Source organism: uncultured Campylobacter sp., assembly GCF_937921625.1.
Lineage (GTDB): Bacteria > Campylobacterota > Campylobacteria > Campylobacterales > Campylobacteraceae > Campylobacter_B.
Genome location: NZ_CAKZTI010000061.1, coordinates 1 through 1,129 on the forward strand (window position 1 = coordinate 1; position 1,129 = coordinate 1,129).

A 1,129-nucleotide genomic window follows, 5' to 3' on the forward strand; every position below is an offset into this window, starting at 1 on the left:
CCAAGCGGCGCAAGCACGGGCAAACGCGAGGCGCTGGAGCTTCGCGATAAGGATGAAAGATACTGCGGCAAGGGCGTGCTAAAAGCGGTAGAAAACGTAAATTCTCAGATCGCCGAAGCCGTGATCGGGCTTGATGCCTTCGATCAAAAGGCGCTTGACGATGAGATGCGCGAGCTTGACGGCACCGATAACTATTCAAATTTGGGCGCAAATGCGGTACTTGGCGTATCTATGGCGGTAGCGCGCGCGGCGGCAAAGAGCCTTGACGTGCCTTTGTACCGCTACCTAGGCGGCGCGAATGCCAGCGTGCTACCCGTGCCGATGTTTAATATCATCAACGGCGGCGCGCACGCGAACAACAGCGTGGATTTTCAAGAATTTATGATTATGCCGTTTGGATTTGATAAATTTAGCGACGCGCTGCGAGCGGCGAGCGAAATTTACCACACGCTAAAAGGGCTTCTAAACGCGGCAGGCCATAGCACGGCGGTCGGCGATGAGGGCGGATTTGCGCCAAATTTAAACGACAACGAAGAGCCGATCAAACTAATCATGCAAGCCATCGAAAAAGCGGGCTACAAGGCGGGCGAGCAGATCAAACTAGCTCTTGACGTCGCAGCTAGCGAGCTGTACGAAAACGGCAAATATAAGCTAGAGGGCAAGGAATTTAGCAGTGAAGAGCTGATAGAGCGATACGCGCAACTTTGCGAGAAGTATCCGATATTTTCGATCGAGGACGGCCTTAGCGAGGACGACTGGGCGGGCTGGGCGAAGCTAACTAGCAAGCTTGGCTCTAAAGTGCAGCTTGTGGGCGACGATCTATTTGTAACGAATGAGAAAATTTTGCGCGAAGGCACCCAAAAAGGCGTAGGCAACGCGATTTTGATAAAACCAAATCAAATCGGCACCGTCAGCCAAACTATGCAGACGATCCGCCTAGCGCAACGCAAAGGCTACCGTTGCGTGATGAGCCACAGAAGCGGCGAGAGCGAGGATAGCTTTATCGCGGACTTCGCCGTCGCTATGAATACGGGCCAAATCAAAACGGGCGCGACCTCAAGAAGCGAACGCAACGCAAAATACAACCGCCTGCTTGAGATCGAGCGCGAGACGGACGAGTTTTTGGGAA

The 1,129-nt window shown here is 53.3% G+C and carries 1 protein-coding gene; it reads left to right on the plus strand.

Annotated elements, in window-relative coordinates:
* On the plus strand, window positions 1-1,129 hold a 1,129-nt coding region (gene eno / locus Q0101_RS10160), incomplete at both ends, for a phosphopyruvate hydratase (protein WP_297945171.1).